Raw genomic sequence first — 18,282 nt, 5'->3', positions numbered from 1 at the left:
GCATCAGCAGCTTCCACTACTGCTGGAAAGCCCTTCGTTTCAATCATCCCAACTGCAATTGGCATCGCAGAACTCCTACAATATTAATCCAATCTGTACTGTCGCTTAAAATTTTTGACGGGGAGAGCTTTATCTTAATAGCTAAGAAAACACTTCCAAATTAAGCATAGGAAAGCTTGGCCTTCCTGGCAATATAAATTACTATAATAGTTTATGATAAGAAAGTTTTAAAAAACTTAACAAAAATTTATCTGTCCTCCTGAGCAATTAAAGTTCACTGATTCCTAGAGGAGCCACTTATGCTTTATAATTTCTTTATCACATTTACAAAACGACATTCATAACCAAGGGTAATTTTATCTGGGGAGGGAGGACAAGGTGCTATATCTTCTGCTCTGTCTAGGTTCTGCCAATTTTTGCTATATGTACAAGGACTAAGTGAAAAATATATAATTTTTTCAAATATATCGTATAAATTACTTTGTTCAAAGTAGAAATAAAAATCTAAAAACAAAAGTGAGGTTAAAGCAAGTAAATGCTTTAACCTATGTAAAGTTATATTTTATTGAAGTTTAATCCGGTAAAGTAAAGTAAAAATACTTATGATAATTTAGTTGAAATTAAGAGTAAAAAAATCTTGATGTTTCTACTAAATTAATTTTGTAAAATCAATAATAGTATAAAAGCTTTTTGAAAATTAAGGCTGAGTCGTAAAGGTGAATTTAAATGGATCAATTTCTATTTTCAACAAGTTGGTTTGTGCCGTTATATAGCTTATTAGGCGCAATTTTGGCGTTGCCGTGGGGAATAGGAATAATTCGGCGAACAGGGCCAAGACCTGCGGCATACATAAACTTGTTGACGACGGTTTTGGCTTTTGCCCATAGCCTGTTTGTATTTAACATTATCTGGGATAGAGAACCAGAAAAGTTACTGGTGACGTGGTTCAAAGCTGCTGATTTAGACTTATCTTTTGCCTTGGAACTCTCAGCAGTCAGCATTGGGGCAACAGTTTTAATTACGGGGTTAAGCCTACTGGCACAAGTTTACGCTCTGGGTTACATGGAAAAAGACTGGTCGTTGGCGCGTTTTTTTGCGCTGCTGGGATTTTTTGAAGCAGCGCTGAGTGCTTTAGCAATCAGTGATTCTTTGTTTTTCAGCTATGGGCTTTTGGAAGTGCTGACACTTTCGACTTACTTGCTAGTGGGATTCTGGTATGCTCAACCGTTAGTAGTGACAGCAGCGCGGGATGCGTTTTTAACCAAACGGGTGGGAGACTTGTTGTTGCTAATGGGAGTGGTGACGCTTTCCACCTTAGCCGGCAGCTTGAACTTTTCGGATTTATATGAGTGGGCGCAAACAGCTAATTTAAGCCCAATGACATCAACATTGCTGGGGTTGGCGTTAATTGCTGGGCCTGCTGGTAAATGCGCCCAATTTCCCCTGCATCTTTGGTTGGATGAGGCAATGGAAGGGCCCAACCCCGCTTCGGTAATGAGAAACTCACTAGTAGTAGCTGGTGGTGCTTATTTACTATATAAACTACAACCATTGTTAGCCCTGTCGCCAGTTGCATTGAATGTATTAGTAGTAATGGGAACGGTAACGGCAATAGGTGCCACATTAGTATCCATAGCTCAAATTGACATTAAGCGATCGCTGTCTCATTCCACCAGTGCATACATGGGCTTAGTGTTTTTGGCGGTGGGGTTGCAGCAAGGGGGAGTGGCCTTGATGTTGCTGTTAACTCATGCGATCGCTAAAGCATTATTATTCATGAGTTCCGGTTCAGTAATTTTGACCACCCAAAGCCAAGACTTAACAGAAATGGGCGGTCTGTGGTCAAGGATGCCAGCCACAACTACTGCCTTTGTTGTCGGTGGAGCAGGGATGGTAACACTGCTACCATTAGGAAGCTTTTGGGCAATGCTAGCATGGGCTGACGGTTTTGTGAATATTAGCCCTTGGGTGATTGGGGTTTTATTATTGGTTAATGGCTTGACAGCATTGAACTTGACCAGAGTATTCAGATTAGTTTTCTGGGGTAAACCGCAACAGAAGACCCGTCGCACCCCAGAAGTTGGTTGGCAGATGGCCTTACCAATGGTGATTCTCACAGTCTTAACTCTGCTTGTGCCTTTGATGCTACAGCAATGGTACTTGCTACCAGATTGGGAAAGTATTAATTGGTATGTGGCGTTAGGGTTGTTTACTTCTACCGTCGTGGGGGTAGGTGTAGGATCTACAGTTCATCTACACAAAGCTTGGTCAAGATCCAGAATCTTGGCGTGGAGATTTGTGCAGGACTTGTTAGGTTATGATTTTTATATTGACCGAGTTTATCGGGTAACGGTAGTGGGTGCAGTAGCACTGCTATCTAAAATTTCTGCTTGGAGCGATCGCTATTTAGTTGATGGTCTAGTCAACTTAGTTGGGTTTGCAACAATTCTAGGCGGACAAACTTTAAAGTACAGCATTTCTGGACAATCTCAGGGCTATATGTTGACCATCCTAGCAGTTGTCAGCGTCCTGGGTTTTTTCATCAGCTGGTCATCGGGTTTACTAAATAAATTGCCTTTTTAAGAGTGCTGAGTGAGAAGTTAGGAGTTAAGAGTTAGGGATTATTATTCTCTCTCTCTTTCCCTATCCCCTGTCCCCTATACCCTTCTATCTATGCTTAGTGTTTTAATTCTAGTGCCGTTAATCGGTGCAGCTTTAATTGGTTTCTCACCCTCTGGCATCAGTGGGAAATTAGCCCGTGGGGTGGCTTTAGTTTTTGCCAGTATCGCTTTCTTGTGGACAATCATACTAGCAATTCAGTTCCATCCAGGGGAAATCACTCAACAGTTTGCCGAGTCTCTCCCTTGGATAGATGTTTTAGGTTTGAACTATAACCTAGGAATAGATGGTTTATCTTTGCCACTGCTGCTTTTGAATGGATTGTTAACTTGCATTGCCATTTACAGCAGCGATGAATCCCTACAGCGTCCTAAATTTTATTACTCTTTGATATTACTATTAAGCGCTGGGGTGACTGGAGCTTTTCTGGCACAGGATTTACTACTATTTTTCCTATTTTACGAATTGGAACTAATCCCGCTATATCTGTTGATAGCTATTTGGGGTGGGGCCAAGCGGGGTTATGCTGCAACAAAATTTCTCATTTATACCGCCGTTTCGGGAATCTTAATTTTGGCAAGTTTCCTCGGCATGGTTTGGTTGAGTGGTTCCTCAAGCTTTGCACTAGCAACCTTGAACCCTACGACTCTACCTCTAGCGACACAGCTTTTACTGCTAGGGGGAATTTTGATAGGTTTCGGGATTAAAATTCCCTTAGTTCCCTTCCATACTTGGTTGCCAGATGCTCACGTTGAAGCTTCCACACCAATTTCTGTGCTGTTGGCTGGAGTGTTGTTGAAGTTGGGAACTTATGGCTTACTGCGGTTTGGCATGAACTTGTTACCAGAAGCTTGGACTTATGTGGCTCCTTGGTTAGCGACTTGGGCAGTAGCGAGTGTACTGTATGGTGCATCCTGCGCGATCGCCCAAACCGATATGAAAAAAATGGTGGCGTACAGTTCCATTGGACACATGGGCTACGTACTTTTAGCGGCGGCGGCGGCTACACCATTAAGTGTATTGGGTGCTGTTATGCAGATGATTAGCCACGGCTTGATTTCCGCGATGCTGTTTTTGCTGGTGGGGGTTGTGTATAAAAAAGCCGGAAGCCGCGATTTAGAAGTCCTCCAAGGACTGCTGAACCCAGAACGCGGTATGCCCGTAATTGGTAGCTTGATTGTTGTGGGAGTGATGGCCAGCGCTGGGATACCGGGAATGCTGGGATTTATTTCCGAATTCATCGTTTTTCGGGGCAGTTTCCCAGTTTTTCCAGTGCAAACGCTGCTATCAATGATTGGCACAGGCTTAACTGCGGTTTACTTCCTAATACTTCTCAACCGTGCCTTTTTTGGACGCTTGTCTGCACAAGTTACCAACTTACCACGGGTGTATTGGAGCGATCGCGGCCCAGCTGCAATTTTAGCTGTGCTGATTGTGATTTTCGGCATTCAACCTGGTTGGTTAGTGCGCTGGACTGAACCAACAATTACAGCAATGGTGAATAGCCAAAACGTAGTAGTAGCAGTGTCCTTGGATAAAGCAATGGGGACTAGGAATTAGGGAGTAGGGAATGGGGAATGGGGAATAGGCAAGAAGCAGGGGGCAAGGGAGAAAAGTTTTCCCCTCTGCAAGAGCAGCACCCTGCCCCTCTACCTCTTTTCAATGCCCAATACTTCTCTACGAGAGGCTGCGCCAACGGCTCCTTTCGACTTCGCTACCTCGGCTTACTTCGACTACGCTCAGTACAAGTTGCTCGGCACAAGTCAAGGCAAGTCGCTCAGTACAAGTGCCCCATGCTCAATGCCCTAATTACTAAAGTTTTTGGAGAGATAGCAATGGTAACTATTAAAAAGAAAGCGGTTCACAATCCCTTAGCTGAGTATATTGAACGTCTGCAAAAAGGAGATGCATTACTCCCCGATAGTCCAGAAAATGTGCTGGAAGTTGTTGGTATTCTTAAAAGCTATGGCGTAGTTTTAGATGCTTACTCAAAAAATCTTAACTATATTGCCGAGGATCAGTTTTTAATATTTTTCCCATTTTTTAAATACTTTAATGGAGAGGTTTCTTTTCAGAAATTACTCCGCCACTGGTGGCATGACCGAATTAATTTTGAATATGCCGAGTATTGCATGAAAGGCATGATGTGGCACGGTGGCGGCGGACTAGATACATATTTAGATACAAAAGAATTTCAAGAAAAAGCGCAAGCTGTTATCGCCGCAAAATTTAAAAACAATCCCTTATTTATAGGTATTAATCAACTGTTTCCAGACTTTTTAACAGAACAGTTGCGTGTCTCTGCTTACTACACCGGTTTAGGTCAATTCTGGCGAGTTATGGCTGATATGTTCCTCAACTTATCAGACCGCTACGACCGAGGCGAAATTAAATCGATTCCCCAAGTTGTAGACCACATTAAAGCAGGGTTAGTAGCAAATGCATCAAACCCAATTACCTACGCCGTCAAAATTCGGAATGAAGTCTATGAAATCATTCCCAAAAGCGTTGGTTTGACCTTCTTAGCAGATACAGCAATACCTTATGTAGAAGCAGTATTCTTCCGAGGAACTCCTTTCCACGGTACAGTTTCATACAACGCCCAAGGAGCTCAAATTCCCCCAGATCAAACTCGATTTCAATATGGCGCATTGTATGCCGATCCTTTGCCTATTGGCGGTGCGGGTATTCCTCCCACCTTGTTGATGCAGGATATGCGTCATTATCTTCCAGAGTATTTGCACAAAATTTATCGTCGCAGTCTTCGAGGTGAAGATGATTTGCGGGTACAAATTTGCATGAGTTTCCAAAAATCGATGTTTTGCGTGACAACAGCAACGATTTTGGGACTGATGCCTTATCCTTTGGATACTAAAGATCCAAATGAGGAAAAAGGTAATCGAGTTTATTTAGAGAAGTGGATGAGTCGGTTACAAACTTCGCGGTTGCTGGATGTGAATAAATAGTTGATTTTTGATCAATATTATGCTTCTGGCTCAATGCCGAGCGATGTCTAACGACAAGCCGCTTCGCGTCTACGCAATTGAGCAGTTAAGCGATCGGCTCTTTCTTCACCAGTCAACAACAAATTACCTTGCAAATCCCACCAGCGTAGCCAAGGTAATTCCATATTGTAATATTGTCCCTGCCAAATTCCTAACTCAACTCCTAAAGGATGTATAGGATAATGTCCCCGTTCATTTGCTGCTAATAACTGATATTGTCCACCAATTAATTCATAAACTTCCACGCTGGCTTTATTCACTTCATAAATGCCGTAGAAGGGAGGACGAATCACCTGCTCATAAATCCAAAATTTCCCCTTCCACGGAGTTTTATCTCGCTCCTCACTACCATCGCCAGAAACAAATTCCAATGCAATCAATGGGGCAATAAACTCTCGCCATAGTACATAAGACCTGCGCGTTTGTCCATTCAAAGTAGGTGGTACATTCCCTACATAAAACCAGTCTGGTGCTTCTGCGCCTTTTTCTGGGGGGTCAGTGATGCGCCAGGAGATACCGCTATCTTGACCAATACAGTATTGCCCATCAGGATGACGTTTTTGTAATATCGGTTTAATAGAGTCCGTTAGGAGAATACTTTGGGGATGTTCCTGAAAGTTTTTCACGAAAGTACCGTCAGACTCAGGAAGTTGTGTATGGTCTGGGAACGGGGTGAGGACGGTGGATGGATCGGTTGCAGAGGTCATAAGACTACCTTTGCAGGAGTAAGGGTTGTTTTTTAGTTTAGCAAGCGTAGACGATCGCTTTTTATGATTAGGCTTTAAGATTATTGGATTTTTGGCCCGATGTACCCAATGATGATTTTGCCAAGCCCTAATTCTGTAGAAAAATGAAGCCGCCAAGCCCCTGCACCAGTCATTCTTAGGTGCAAACTGAATATACGATACACATCATCAGGACACTTAAAGGTTAGCTTATCCTCTAAACTTTGAAGCCTAGAGTCACTTTCTGGAGTAACTTTACTGGCAACAAGGTCTAAATCAAAATCTCCATCTCTCCAAGTTTTACAACAGTTTTCTAGTTCAAACAACTTTCTGACAATTTGTCGTAACATAGGGCTACCATTGCCAAGGCTTTGTATTTGTTGACCGACACTTTCACAAAAGCTGAGAGAGGGAAATAAATCTTTTTTACGTTGCCATAAATTGCAACCATCACGAACCCCTGTTTTCAGCCGTTCCTGTATCCAAGAAAGATTTTGAGCTTTATTTATAGGAAACTGTCTTGTCTGAGAATTAGATATTTTCCGAAATGCATTTTTGTCAAAGATGTTCCAGTTAGCTATAATTTTTTTTTGAAAATTATTCTCAATATTATTTAGCTCGGTTTCAGAGAGTTTATTTGTCTTAGATAGTGCTTTAGTTAAAAAAGTATCTCTGTTGTCGGCATAATCTTTATAAGAAGTCAAAGTAAAGGCTAGGAAACCTAGTATAAATTCTCGATCATCCATACGCATTATCCGCTTATCTCCAATTTTAACTACCTGTTGAAATTTGGGATATGCAGCAACTTTAGTTAAAAACTTTGTTCCCTTACCAGGATTAAGAGCATGGCGTAATTCTTGAGGAGATAAAGCAAGCCCTCCTGTATTAATGCGTTTGAAAATATTATATTTAATTTCTGGAGGTGTGCCTTTTTCGATCAAATATACTGTTAGTTGAGTTTCTTCAAGGCGGCGTTGGTATCTGCGATCAATTTGATCGTAGGTTTTACCTTCCAGATTTGTAAGATATTCTAATCCAGATAGTTTGAGTTTTTTGTCGAGAATAAAACGCTTTAGTGCAAATAGACGCTGTAATCCATCGACTACTAACCATTTATCTTCATTAGTAGCATCTATATAAAATGCTGGTATGGGGATACGGATAATAATAGATTCTATAAGCCTGCTTTGGGCATCTTCTTTCCATATATCCGCATGACGTTGGAAATCAGGTGCTAAATCAAGGGCTTCTTCATTGATTCTTTTAAGCAATAACTCTATTGTTGGTTCCCTAGTTACAATGTTAATTTTATCAGGGTCATACTGGAAAGTAACTTTTTCCTCTTGTTCTTCTTCTAAAGTTTCTTCATCAGCTAATTCTGCATTGTAGTTACTCAAATATGTCACAGCGCTTATTCCTTAGTATTAACACTTGTTTGTTCACTCAGTTATTAGTGATGCTTGGTGTTACTACATCACCAAATGGAGCTTTTTAACTGGCATATTTCAATGCTACTATCTTTCAAAATGATAGAGACGCGAAATTTTGCGCCTCTACGTGTCTAGTCTATTACTTGTTTACCTTATCCAAGCAAATAGAAAATTAGCGCGATCGCCTCCGGTAACATCCGAGCAATCACACCTTAAAGCTAAAAACCTATACTTCTGGTTCAACACCAAGCGATCGCAATTGAGCAGTTAAGCGATCGGCTCTTTGTCTTTCCTGTTCGGCTCTTTCCTCACCAGTCAACAACAAATTACCCTGCAAATCCCACCAACGCAACCAGGGCAATTGGGCGTTTTGATATTCTCCTTGCCATAAGCCTAACTCAACTCCCAAGGGCGTAATCAGATAATGTCCACGCTCATTTGCTGCTAATAACTGATATTGTCCACCAATTAATTTATAAACTTCTACACTGGCTTTATTCACTTCATAAATGCCATAATAAGCCGGATGAATTACTTGCTCATAAATCCAAAATTTGCCCTGCCAAGGGGTTTTATCTCGTTCTTCACTACCATCCCCAGAAACAAATTCCAAGGCAATTAAAGGGGCAATAAATTCTCGCCACAACACATAAGACCTCCGCGTTTGTCCATCGAGCAAGGGTGGTACATTTCCTACATAAAACCAATCTGGTGCTTCTGCTCCTCGTTCTGGCGGGTCTGTCAAGCGCCAGTAAATACCTAAGTCCTGACCTATACAATATTGACCTTCAGGATGTAATTGTTTGAGGACAGGTGTAATCGAGTCAGTGAGTAAGATGCTTTGGGGATGCTCTTGCCAGTTTTTGCCTCCGGCACGCTCCGCTCCGCGAACACAAAAGTACGATCAGACTCTGGTAGCTGCGTATGGTCGGGGAAAGGAGTGAGGGCGGTGGATGGGTCGGTTGCAGAGGTCATAGATATAGCCTCGCGCTGGGATGAAGTTTATTTTTTAGTTTAGCTTGCGTAGTTAACCAAGTTTTACTCGCAGCTTGGTCTGTATAAGATGGAGATTGTAATCCTTTGAGGTAATTAGAAATTGGAGCAAAGCGATTTGACGAGCCTTACTCCCGACTTATTTCAAAGTACACGCAGTAAGCTGGGAATGCTTTCGATCGCTGACAAATTCCGAATTTCTGCCAAAGCTTGCCGAAAGTTGCCTTCTGGCACATCATGGGTGACAACCACAATCTCTGCTAGTTCCCCTTGAAAGCCAGTTTGGACAATTGACTCTAAGCTAACGCCGTAGTTACCAAAGCAAGTCCCCAATTTACCGATAACTCCAGGTTGGTCATTGGTGAGGAAACGGGCGTAAAACCGAGTTATCAGTTCTGCCATTGGTGCAATTTGGCAGTATTCTTGATGTCCACAAGTTAATAATGGATTTGCAACTGCTGTATTGGTTTTGAGGATAGCAACTAGATTCAAAATATCCGATGTGACAGCACTGGCGGTTGCACCAGCACCAGCACCGGGGCCAAAAAACATTACTTGTCCGATGGGTTCTCCTTCGACAAGAATGGCATTGTAAACGCCGTTGATGCTAGCCAAAGGGTGGGCTTGAGGCACTAAGGTAGGATGGACTCTGACAGACAGGGGAGATGAGGGAGTATCACGTTTAGCGATCGCTAACAATTTAATCACAAATCCCAATTTCTCGGCGTAGGCAATATCTGTTTTGCTCACTTGCCGAATGCCTTCAGTATATACATCTTGCAGGTTGATGCGTCCACTGAAACCTAATGATGCCAGGATGGCAATTTTATCTGCTGCGTCTAAGCCATCGACATCGGCTGTAGGGTCAGCCTCAGCATAACCCAAGCGCTGGGCATCAGCTAAGACATCATTGAAGTTGCTGCCTTCCGTTTGCATCCGTGTCAAAATGTAGTTAGTCGTACCGTTAATTATACCAATTACAGTATTAATACGGTTGACACTTAACGACTGCTTCAAGGGTTGAATCACCGGAATACCACCACCCACAGCAGCTTCTAGCATGACGTATACGCCAGCTTGATTGGCAGTTGTGAAAATTTCCGCCCCAAAGCGAGCGATCGCGGCTTTATTCGCGGTGACTACATGCTTACCATTACTTAAGGCTTTGAGAATGAGCGATCGCGCCGGCTCCAGTCCGCCCATCACCTCGACAACTATATCTACCGCCGGATCGTTGACAATTGATTCTAAATCTGTAGTTAAGACTTCCGTAGACAATTCTACCGCCCGGGGTTTATCGAGTGATCGCACTCCCACCCGATAGATTTCTATCTCTTGCAACAATGGGTGACGCCCAACCCTATCTTGCAACAACTGCACTGTCCCCGTTCCCACGGTGCCTAATCCGAGTATTCCTAGTTTCACACCCACAATTTTTGCACCCAATTTCACCAATAACAATTGTAGGTAGAGCGTCTGCCCTACCTACTGATTATCCTTCTTCTTTTGTCATTTGTCCTACCCTTGGGGAAGCCGCCCTCCGGGCGTCTACGTCCTTCGTCTCTTGTCTAAAACTAATGACTAATGACTAATGACCAATGACTAATGACCAATGACTAATTTAGTATGTTTCTACGTGCCAGCGACCGGCTTTCTTGAGTTGCTTCTGGTAATCACTCCAGGTTACGCCTTCCTTACCAGCAGCAGCAGTTAAGGCTGCATCAATACCTTCTTCCATACCGCGCAAACCGCAGATATAGGTGTGGGTTTTTTCATTTTTAATCAACTGCCACAATTCATCAGCATGTTCTGCTACGCGGTCTTGAATATACATTCTACCGCCTTGGGGATTTTTCTGTTCGCGGCTGATAGCAGCAGTGAGGCGGAAGTTATCAGGATATTTTTGTTGAATTTCTTCCAGTTCTTCCTTATATAAGAGGTTTGGAGTTGTCGGCACACCAAATATTAGCCAAGAGAATCCTTTAAATTCGTATTCTGGGTTAGCTGCTCTTTCCGCATCTTTAAACTGACGCCACAGATAAGCCCGCATCGGCGCAATACCTGTTCCAGTTGCCATCATAATTACATTAGCATCAGGATCATTGGGTAACAACATTTCCTTACCCACTGGCCCGGTAATTTTTACCTCTTCCCCTGGCTTAAGAAAACACAGGTGCGTAGAGCAAACACCGTAGACTGTTTCGCTAGTTTCTGGGTGCTTGTACTCCAACTGGCGGACGCACAGTGATACTGTCTTGTCATCTACATCATCGCCATGACGAGTTGAGGCGATAGAATATAGTCTCAGTTTTTCCGGCTTGCCGTTCTTGTCTAATCCTGGCGGAATAATCCCAATACTTTGACCTTCTATATACCTCAAATCACTGCCCGATAGGTCAAATTTAAGGTGTTGAACAATACCAATACCGTCTTCTTTGACTAGCGGTTCATTAGATATTACCTTGCCAATAAACGGAGCATTGGGACGGTAAGTGTTTACAGGAACGTCACCGTGGTCTTTTTTGGCTTTCGCTTGAGTCATGGTGTTGCCTTTCTTGTCCTTGTTCTTAAGCTGTTCTTCAGCTGATGATTTAGCGAAGCCTTTGGCTTCACTATCAGCATTTACAGGTGTGGCTTTACCATTCCCTTCACTGTTAGCAGTTTCCCCAGATGTAGCTAACTCGCTGACTTCGCTATTAGCATTCCCAAGTGAGGCTTTACCATTAACTGGCTGTAGCGCAGTTACAGGCTGGATGCTAACAATTGTGCCGCCTAGACGAGTGATACGTCGCATTTCTTGATTCATCCGGTTGTAAGGCACTCTGATGAACACACTGCCACTTTTCCGAATTGGGTAGCTAGTTTGATCAGTTTCTTCGCTCTGACGCAAACCCACCACTTCATAAAGGAAGATGCGGCTACCTAATTCTGTGTTGGCAGCACCCTCAACAGCACCTTGATTGTACATTCGTTCTACCACTCCGATAATTTACTTAACCGTTTTTCAAAAAAAAACTATTCCCCTACCTTGCCAGCTTTAGTTTACCGGATTTTCGTTTCACAAAACTGGCCATGAAGGAAAAACGGCATCATTAAATTAATGCCTTGCTAAGTACACTCACCAAAGACATGCAGGCATAGCAAAAAACACACCTGTTCACCTTCTAAGGTAAAGGATAAGTCTTGTGGAGAATGTTAATAATGAGTCAATTTAATCTTTTTTTCGTTAACTACCACCCCATCAGGGAGATAGCTTTTTACTTTACTACCCAAGGTTAACACAAATCTAGTTGATTCTGTTACCATGAATGTATAAACACAGTAAAGTTTATCCCCTCCGGGTTCAATAGGTGCTTTCCGACACAAGGTGACAGGAACGCACTATTTCACCATGTACAAAGCCTTTTTAGTTAGAATTTATCCCACCGATGAGCAAGAATCATACCTTGCACAATGCTTTGGCAATACTCGCTGGTTGTGGAATTATATGCTTAATGCCACAACTACTGCCTATAAAGACACAGGGAAAGGTCTTTCTAAGGTTGCAATGGACAAATTGTTGCCGGGATTGAAAAAGGAGTATGAATGGTTAGGACTTGCCTACAGCCAAGTGTTGCAGCGAGTAACCTTCAATCTTTCAAGTGCGTTTGTCAACTTTTTTGAGGGACGTGCTAAATTTCCTAATTTCAAGTGCAAGGATGGTAAACAATCGATTCAATATCCCCAAAACGTTAAATTAATACCAAAAGACTCTGTAATTAAGTTTCCTGGTAACTTGGGGATAGTTAAAGCCATGTTTCATCAAGAGCTACCCGATGCAAAATTCACAACTGTAACAATATTAAGAAACGCTGACGGTAGATACTATGCTTCTATTCTTTTTAATCAGGAGGATAAACCAGTAGTAGCAATAAGAGATGCTATTGGTATTGATTTGGGATTAAAAAACTTTGCTATAACCTCCGAGGGGTCAAAGTACAACCTTCCCAAAAAAAAATTAGCTTCTTTAGAAAAGAATAGAAAACGCAAACAAAATAAATTAGCTAAAAAGACCGATAAAACCTCTAATAAACGTCGCAAAGCTAAACTAATAGTAGCCAAACTTTCTAGCAAAATAGCTAGAGTAAGAGTTGATTTTCTGCACAAGCTATCTCGCAAAATAGCATACGAAAACCAAGTTATTTGTGTAGAAGATATGTCCGTCAAAAACATGGTTAAAAATCCTAATCTGGCAAAGGCTATAAGTGACCAAGGTTGGGGGATGTTTTTAACTATGCTTAAATACAAAGCTGAGAAATTTGGACACACTTATCAAGAAATAAGTCGTTTCTTCCCATCATCTCAACTTTGTAGCGAGACCCTACAACCAATCCCGATGCTACAGAATGGTTATGATTCATTGGGTGTAAGATTTGTAGATTGTCCCCACTGCCAGAGACAGCATGATAGAGACATCAATGCTGCAATAAATATTAAAAATGAAGGATTGCGATTATGGGCGTTAGGAACTAGCGCTTCTGCCCTTGGAGGGGATGTAAGACCAAAGTCATCAGGACGTAAAAAATCTATGAAGACAGAGGCAATCCCCGGTGAATTGGGAAGCCTACACTGTAACGCAAGGTGAGTGTAGGTAGTTCACAGCTAAGAATTTGACTAATGCAAGTTCTTTGCTCATTCGTTGGATAGATTTTTGCTTTGAATATATTAAGTATTGTCGAGCAGGAATTACAATTTAGGAACATAAAAAAATTCGCGGCAATAAAAAATTATACCATTTGTCTTGTTTCTAGTCACAAGTAGCGGACTGATGAAGGCGCAACGCTGATGGGCGGTACTGATCCCCATTTTTAAATTAACAACTAAATCAACAAAAAAATGATTCATGAACCACCCTAATTCTTCTTGAGAGCAATCTTGTATGGGATACCCCCTTCTGTTAAAATCAAATATACCACTAGGATTAAATACTTACCGATACCAGCATTCAGGCTAGTCCGACGAGTAGCAACTTAATTACTTTTGTTGCCTACTTGCTTGGTGTCTTATAGATGTGCTAGGTAGCAAGAACGCAGGATAAACCAAAGGGGTAAACTCCTGGCTTCAGAATCTGCTGTGTGAAAAAATATTGAGACAATTTTAGTATTTTAGAGGAGATTTATGACAAATAAGCCGGAACGCGTGGTACTGATTGGAGTAGCCGGAGACTCTGGGTGCGGGAAATCTACGTTTTTGCGTCGTTTGATAGATTTGTTTGGTGAAGATTTAATGACAGTCATTTGCTTGGATGACTATCATTCCCTCGATCGCAAACAGCGTAAAGAAACTGGGATAACGGCATTAGACCCCAGAGCAAACAATTTTGACCTGATGTATGAGCAAATTAAAGCGCTCAAAAGTGGTCAAGCAATTGATAAGCCGATTTACAATCACGAAACCGGCTTGCTCGATCCGCCAGAGCGGATCGAGTCGAATCACATTATAGTTGTTGAAGGGCTGCATCCTTTATATGATGAGCGGGTGCGATCGCTAATCGACTTCAGTGTTTATTTTGACATTAGCGATGAAGTCAAAATTGCCTGGAAAATCCAGCGAGATATGGCTGAACGCGGTCATCGCTACGAAGATGTCTTAGCGCAAATCAATTCCCGCAAACCTGACTTTGATAAATTTATCGAACCACAAAGAGAATTTGCCGATGTGGTTCTCCAGGTATTGCCCACAAACTTAATCAAAAACGATACCGAGCGTAGAGTCTTGCGGGTACGTATGCTCCAGAAGGAAGGTAAGCAAGGCTTTGAGCCAACCTACCTATTTGATGAAGGGTCAACAATCAATTGGACTCCTTGTGGACGCAAACTGACCTGTTCTTATCCTGGTATGCAACTGTACTACGGTTCAGATGTTTACTACGGCCGCTATGTCTCAGTACTGGAGGTCGATGGACAATTTGACAACTTGGAAGAAGTAATTTATATCGAAACCCATCTCAGCAATACATCAACTAAATATCAGGGTGAATTGACTCACTTGTTACTCCAGCATCGGGAGTATCCAGGTTCCAATAATGGTACTGGTTTCTTCCAAGTGCTTACCGGTTTGAAAATGCGTGCTGCTTATGAGCGGCTAACAGCTACGGAAGCAAAGTTAGCAGTTCAAGTTTAAAGCAGCAGTGTTTGTATCAATGCTTGTGGGGGCGCTTGCGGGTGTCCCTTTTTTTTGTGTTATTAAATACATTTTACTCACAAAATAATTAGCATAGATTTATCTTTTTTATAGATACTTACCTTATAGCTAGTGGTTTTGATGAATATTAAGAAGATGCTAACTACTGAAGTATAAATATTGTTATGATTTCATAAATTAATGTAAGTTCAACGGCTTATGTGGTGTTCGCCTAAGAAGGTGAATCAAAAGACCTTTAAGAGGTTTTACTACGCAAAACCGTCCCTCTCCGATGGGCGAGAGGCACAGACTTGAACTAAAGTTCAGGTCAGGGAAAGGTTTGTCGAACTCACGTTAAATTTAGGTAGTTGAACTAAATACTTACATTTAGTCAGCGAAAAAACTCAAGTCAGGAGGAATTTCCTTTGTCTCGTCGATATTTATTTACCTCCGAGTCAGTCACTGAAGGTCATCCAGATAAAATCTGCGATCAGATTTCTGATACCATTCTGGATGCCCTACTGGCACAAGACCCCAGCAGCCGTGTTGCAGCTGAAGTAGTAGTTAATACTGGTTTGGTGCTAATTACTGGTGAAATAACCACCAAAGCCAATGTGAATTTCGTCAATCTCGCCCGCAAAAAAATTGCCGAAATTGGCTATACCAATGCCGATAATGGCTTTTCTGCTAACAGCACCAGTGTTCTGCTAGCTTTAGACGAACAATCACCCGATATTGCCCAAGGCGTTAACACCGCCCAAGAAACCCGCCAGCAAGATAGTGATGAGCTATTCGACAAAATTGGTGCCGGCGATCAAGGTATAATGTTCGGTTTTGCTAGTAACGAAACACCAGAGCTGATGCCCTTACCCATCAGTCTCGCCCACCGCATTGCTCGCCGATTGGCAGCAGTCCGCAAAACAGGTGAATTGTCATACCTGCGTCCTGACGGTAAAACCCAAGTAACTGTGGTCTATGAAGATGGACGCCCAGTAGGTATTGATACTATTCTCATTTCCACCCAGCATACAGCCAGTATTGGGGAAATTACGGATGAGACGGCGGTACAAGCCAAAATTAAACAAGACCTCTGGTTAGCAGTGGTTGAACCTGTTTTTGGCGACATTGAAATTAAGCCTAATCAGGAAACACGTTTTTTAGTCAACCCCACTGGCAAATTTGTCATTGGTGGGCCTCAGGGAGACTCTGGTCTGACAGGACGGAAAATAATTGTTGACACCTACGGTGGTTATTCACGGCATGGTGGCGGCGCTTTTTCTGGCAAAGACCCCACGAAGGTAGACCGCTCTGCTGCTTATGCGGCTCGTTATGTGGCGAAAAATATTGTCGCTGCTGGGTTGGCAGAAAAAGTTGAAATTCAGCTATCCTATGCTATTGGTGTAGCACGACCAACAAGTATCCTAGTGGATACCTTTGGCACTGGCAAAGTGGATGAAGAAACCTTACTGGAATTAATCAACAAGCACTTTGAACTCCGTCCAGCAGGGATTATCCATACCTTCAACTTACGTAACTTACCAAGTGAACGAGGCGGACGTTTTTATCAGGACGTCGCGGCTTACGGTCATTTTGGGCGGGCTGATTTAGACTTGCCTTGGGAACAGACCGATAAAGCCGAATTGTTGAAGCAAGCAGCAAACGAGTCACTTTCGGCAGTAGTGGCTCAGGCACTAACTTAGGCTTATACGCTACTAGAAAAATCTAGCATGTTTATTTGAGGGTATTGGCAAGTTGTTAAGTTGCCTATAGCCTCATTTTTTAGTAGCTGCAAGAATATTAGGGATTTCCAACTAAAAAAATATCCTATCGGTGTGTAGGCACAGAGGCAGGGAGCAGGGGGCAGGGGCAATACTGTTCGGTTAAGCCTAAAAAATAACTTCAATGTAGATTGGGTTGAGAAAAGAAACCCAACATTTTTAGAGGTTTGTTGGGTAACACTAAAGTTCAATCCAACCTACAAATTTTCAAAACTACGCAGTATTGCTACAAGAGGCACACTTTTTTCCTGATCAAACTTTGGCACTGGCTATCATCTAACCTATAACCATACAACCCAATTTCTGCCTGGATTAGAGACTTTTTTTATGTCGAACTCAAAGGAAGATAGCAGGAAGCGCTAGCACTGATAAAATGCGAACAATTGCAGAAATTAACGAGAAAATCAGCCGCCAACGTGCGGTAGTGTTGACAACTGAAGAATTAAAAGCACGAGTTGTAGAAATCGGTGTTACTAAAGCTGCTAAAGAAGTTGATGTAATTACCACTGGCACATTTGAGCCAATGGAATCAAGTGGTGCAATTATCAATCTCGGACACACTGACCCGCCGATAAAAATTCGCCGATGCTGGTTAGATGGTGTACCAGCATACTCTGGTTTTGGGGCAGTAGATTTATATTTGGGTGCGAGTTCTGCTGTAGAGACGACGGACGGGGAAGAAGTCCGAGAACGTGGCGGCGGTCATGTAATCGAAGATTTGATTGCTGGTAAATCTATACACGTAAAAGCGCAAGGACAAGTAACAGATTGTTATCCCAGAGCAACTTTTGAAACTACAATTACCAGTGAAACGATTAATCAGTTTTATTTATTCAATCCGCGCAATCTTTATCAAAATTTTATTGTTGGTGTAAATGGTGGCGATCGCCCCCTCTTCACCTATCTCGGCCCTTTACAACCGCGTCTAGGGAATGCCGTTTACTCTAACCCCGGTGCTATTTCGCCCTTACTCAACGACCCAGATTTGCAGCTCGTTGGTATAGGTACTCGAATTTTTTTAGGCGGTGGTATTGGCTATGTCGCCTGGGAAGGCACTCAGCATTTTCCTTTACAAAAGCGTTTAGCTAATCGTACACCGATTGGGCCTTCAGCCACTTTAGCTTTAATTGGTGATGCCAAGCAAATGGATGCTCACTGGGTGCGGGGATGTTACTTCAAAAGCTATGGTCCCTCATTGATGTTAGGCGTTGGTGTACCACTCCCTGTATTAAATGAACAAGTAGTTGAACACTGTGCCGTGCAGGATAAAGATTTAGTAGCCCCAATAGTGGATTTTTCCATTCCCCGGCGCGTCCGTCCCACCTTTGGTTTGGTGAGTTACGCCCAACTTAAATCTGGGCGGATCACCATTGAGGGCAAAGCTGTACGCTCTGCCCCCTTAGCGAGTTTGTTTTTTTCTAAGCAAGTCGCCCTAGAGTTGAAAAAGTGGATTGAAGCAGGTACGTTTACCCTGACAGAACCAGTTTCCCCAATTCCGATGGAGCGATCTTTTCTACCTCAAGACCGTAGGACGGATTTTTGATACTGGGGACTGGGGACTGGGGACTGG

Annotated in this window: 11 protein-coding genes and 2 pseudogenes; 7 read left to right on the top strand and 6 right to left on the bottom strand. The window is 42.6% G+C overall.

Features of this window, described 5'->3' with window-relative positions; translation table 11 throughout:
* Positions 1-65, bottom strand: a pseudogene (locus ACFFAP_RS15960) (carbon dioxide-concentrating protein CcmK); the annotation flags it as partial.
* A 661-nt stretch (positions 66-726) separates the two neighbouring features.
* On the opposite strand from ACFFAP_RS15960, the gene ACFFAP_RS15955 reads away from it, so the two are divergent.
* From ACFFAP_RS15955 to ACFFAP_RS15945, 3 genes are all read left to right on the top strand, one after another.
* Positions 727-2,583 (top strand): NAD(P)H-quinone oxidoreductase subunit F, encoded by a 1,857-nt coding sequence (locus ACFFAP_RS15955; RefSeq protein ID WP_375512115.1) that lies wholly within the window; start codon positions 727-729, stop codon positions 2,581-2,583.
* Positions 2,584-2,673: 90 nt separating this feature from the next.
* Entirely contained in the window at positions 2,674-4,179 is a 1,506-nt protein-coding gene (locus ACFFAP_RS15950) for an NADH-quinone oxidoreductase subunit M (protein WP_375512114.1), read from the top strand.
* A gap of 275 nt (positions 4,180-4,454) precedes the next feature.
* A complete protein-coding gene (locus ACFFAP_RS15945) occupies positions 4,455-5,585 on the top strand; it encodes a CO2 hydration protein (RefSeq protein WP_375512124.1) in 1,131 nt (376 codons plus the stop codon).
* 47 nt (positions 5,586-5,632) lie between these two features.
* On the opposite strand, the gene ACFFAP_RS15940 is transcribed toward ACFFAP_RS15945, so the two are convergent.
* The 5 genes and pseudogenes from ACFFAP_RS15940 to petH all read right to left on the bottom strand — a co-directional run bounded on the left by ACFFAP_RS15940 (position 5,633) and on the right by petH (position 11,740).
* Positions 5,633-6,331, bottom strand: coding sequence for a Uma2 family endonuclease (locus ACFFAP_RS15940; protein WP_375512113.1), 699 nt, complete (start codon positions 6,329-6,331; stop codon positions 5,633-5,635).
* 80 nt (positions 6,332-6,411) lie between these two features.
* Positions 6,412-7,746: a DUF262 domain-containing protein gene (locus tag ACFFAP_RS15935; RefSeq protein WP_375512112.1), complete on the bottom strand. Its 1,335-nt coding sequence runs from the start codon at positions 7,744-7,746 to the stop codon at positions 6,412-6,414.
* Between the two features lie 259 nt (positions 7,747-8,005).
* Positions 8,006-8,754: pseudogene (locus ACFFAP_RS15930) on the bottom strand (Uma2 family endonuclease).
* A 162-nt stretch (positions 8,755-8,916) separates the two neighbouring features.
* The gene (locus ACFFAP_RS15925; protein WP_375512123.1) at positions 8,917-10,203 is read right to left on the bottom strand and encodes a homoserine dehydrogenase; all 1,287 of its coding nucleotides are present in this window, start codon (positions 10,201-10,203) and stop codon (positions 8,917-8,919) included.
* A 190-nt stretch (positions 10,204-10,393) separates the two neighbouring features.
* On the bottom strand, positions 10,394-11,740 hold the full coding sequence (gene petH, locus ACFFAP_RS15920; RefSeq protein ID WP_375512122.1) for a ferredoxin--NADP reductase: 1,347 nt from the start codon (positions 11,738-11,740) through the stop codon (positions 10,394-10,396).
* 423 nt (positions 11,741-12,163) lie between these two features.
* Between petH and ACFFAP_RS15915 the strand changes: the two genes are divergently transcribed.
* The 4 genes from ACFFAP_RS15915 to ACFFAP_RS15900 all read left to right on the top strand — a co-directional run bounded on the left by ACFFAP_RS15915 (position 12,164) and on the right by ACFFAP_RS15900 (position 18,255).
* Positions 12,164-13,396: an RNA-guided endonuclease InsQ/TnpB family protein gene (locus tag ACFFAP_RS15915; RefSeq protein WP_375512111.1), complete on the top strand. Its 1,233-nt coding sequence runs from the start codon at positions 12,164-12,166 to the stop codon at positions 13,394-13,396.
* Between the two features lie 533 nt (positions 13,397-13,929).
* Positions 13,930-14,934: a phosphoribulokinase gene (locus ACFFAP_RS15910; RefSeq protein ID WP_375512110.1), complete on the top strand. Its 1,005-nt coding sequence runs from the start codon at positions 13,930-13,932 to the stop codon at positions 14,932-14,934.
* 425 nt (positions 14,935-15,359) lie between these two features.
* Positions 15,360-16,634 carry a methionine adenosyltransferase gene (metK, locus tag ACFFAP_RS15905; protein ID WP_375512109.1) on the top strand — a complete coding sequence of 425 codons (1,275 nt, stop codon included), beginning with the start codon at positions 15,360-15,362 and terminating at the stop codon, positions 16,632-16,634.
* Between the two features lie 451 nt (positions 16,635-17,085).
* A complete protein-coding gene (locus tag ACFFAP_RS15900) occupies positions 17,086-18,255 on the top strand; it encodes a homocysteine biosynthesis protein (RefSeq protein WP_375512108.1) in 1,170 nt (389 codons plus the stop codon).
* The last annotated feature ends 27 nt before the right edge of the window (positions 18,256-18,282 follow it).

Origin of the sequence: uncultured Nostoc sp., assembly GCF_964245575.1 — a bacterium.
Lineage (GTDB): Bacteria > Cyanobacteriota > Cyanobacteriia > Cyanobacteriales > Nostocaceae > Nostoc.
Note: the sequence above shows the minus strand (reverse complement) of the source record. Positions and strands in the feature narration are given on the sequence as shown.

Excerpts from the sequence above, each read along its gene's own strand:
- ACFFAP_RS15945 (WP_375512124.1), top strand. The coding sequence starts at position 4,455 with ATGGTAACTATTAAAAAGAAAGCGGTTCACAATCCCTTAGCTGAGTAT.
- ACFFAP_RS15910 (WP_375512110.1), top strand. The coding sequence starts at position 13,930 with ATGACAAATAAGCCGGAACGCGTGGTACTGATTGGAGTAGCCGGAGAC.
- ACFFAP_RS15900 (WP_375512108.1), top strand. The coding sequence starts at position 17,086 with ATGCGAACAATTGCAGAAATTAACGAGAAAATCAGCCGCCAACGTGCG.
- ACFFAP_RS15950 (WP_375512114.1), top strand. The coding sequence starts at position 2,674 with ATGCTTAGTGTTTTAATTCTAGTGCCGTTAATCGGTGCAGCTTTAATT.
- petH (WP_375512122.1), bottom strand. The coding sequence starts at position 11,740 with ATGTACAATCAAGGTGCTGTTGAGGGTGCTGCCAACACAGAATTAGGT.
- ACFFAP_RS15940 (WP_375512113.1), bottom strand. The coding sequence starts at position 6,331 with ATGACCTCTGCAACCGATCCATCCACCGTCCTCACCCCGTTCCCAGAC.
- ACFFAP_RS15955 (WP_375512115.1), top strand. The coding sequence starts at position 727 with ATGGATCAATTTCTATTTTCAACAAGTTGGTTTGTGCCGTTATATAGC.
- ACFFAP_RS15915 (WP_375512111.1), top strand. The coding sequence starts at position 12,164 with ATGTACAAAGCCTTTTTAGTTAGAATTTATCCCACCGATGAGCAAGAA.